Origin of the sequence: Rhodocyclus purpureus, assembly GCF_016653115.1 — a bacterium.
Classification (GTDB): domain Bacteria; phylum Pseudomonadota; class Gammaproteobacteria; order Burkholderiales; family Rhodocyclaceae; genus Rhodocyclus; species Rhodocyclus purpureus.
Genome location: NZ_NHRX01000036.1, coordinates 2,864 through 4,207 on the forward strand (window position 1 = coordinate 2,864; position 1,344 = coordinate 4,207).

Here is a 1,344-nt window from a genome sequence, read left to right on the forward strand (position 1 = left end):
GCCGCCGCCCTCTACGGCGTCGAGCCCCTGATCAGCGACGACTACCTCGAAGTCGAGGCGAAGATCGCCGAAGCGCACCCGGAACTCGTGCTCGGCACGCAGATGGAGCGGCACACCGCCAAGCGCCTCGGCATCCCCTGCGCGATGATCTCGTCGCCCGCGCACGTGCAGGACTTCCCGGCGCGCACTTCGCCGCAGATGGGCTTCGAGGGCGCCAACGTGCTCTTCGACACCTGGGTGCATCCGTTGATGATGGGCCTCGAGGAGCACCTGCTGCAGCTCTTCCGCGAGGACTTCGAGTTCCACGACAAGCCCTCGCACCTGGGGGCCAGCGGCGCCGCCGCTGCCGAGGCTGGCATAAGCGCGCCGATCGGCGCAGAATCGAAGATTGCGGCCACCCCTGCCGCCGCGAGTGCAAGTCCGGCCACCCCCGGCGACCTGCCCGCTCCCTCCGCCCCATCCTCTCCGGCCAACCCGGCCAGTGCAGCCCCCGCTGCTGCCGAACCCGAAACTCCCGCCAAGCCAGCCCCGCTCGCCGACACCGACCCGGTCACCTGGACGCCGGAAGGCGAGCAGGAACTGAAGAAGATCCCCTTCTTCGTGCGCGGCAAGGCGCGTCGCAACACCGAACGTTTCTGCCGCGAACGTGGCAAGTCGTTGATCACCGTCGAGGACCTCTACGATGCTAAAGCTCACTTCGGCCGCTAAGAAGAAGGCCGCCCAGGCCGCTGCCACCCCGATCAACGTCGTCATCGTCACGCTCGACGACCACCTCGCCTCGGCCGCCGCGCGCGCGCAGAAGACGCTCAGCCGCGAGCTGCCCGGCCTGCAGCTGAAGCTGCACGCGGTCACCGAGTTCCTCGACGACGGCCCGGCGCGCGAACGCTGCCTCGCCGACATCGCCAGCGCCGACATCCTGGTCGCGACCATGCTCTTCCTCGAAGAGCACATCCAGGCCGTGCTGCCCTCGCTGCAGGAACGCGCGCCGCACTGCGACGCCGTGCTCGGCTGCATGTCCGGCGGCGAGATCGTCAAGCTCACGCGCCTCAATCGCTTCAAGATGGACGGATCAAGCGGTGGCACGCTCGCGCTCCTGAAGAAGCTGCGCGGCAAGGACGACGGCAAGGAGAAGGAAGACAAGCAGGGCGCCGCCGGTGCGCAGCAGATGAAGATGCTGCGCCGCATCCCGCAACTCTTGCGCTTCGTCCCCGGCGCTGCGCAGGACGTGCGCAACTACTTCCTCGGCCTGCAGTACTGGCTCGCCGGCTCCGACGACAACCTCACCAACATGGTGCGCCTGCTCGTCGACCGCTACGCCGACGGCGAGCGCAAGGGACTGCGCGG

General features: G+C 68.5%; 2 protein-coding genes. Both read left to right on the forward strand.

From position 1 onward, the window contains the following. The coding region (locus CCR84_RS07350; protein WP_274610790.1) for a nitrogenase component 1 at window positions 1–708 on the forward strand (708 nt) is incomplete at its 5' end. After that, window positions 683–1,344 (forward strand): DUF3479 domain-containing protein (locus CCR84_RS07355; protein WP_201210962.1); only part of this gene is annotated, 662 nt, incomplete at its 3' end. The genes CCR84_RS07350 and CCR84_RS07355, both read left to right, overlap by 26 nt.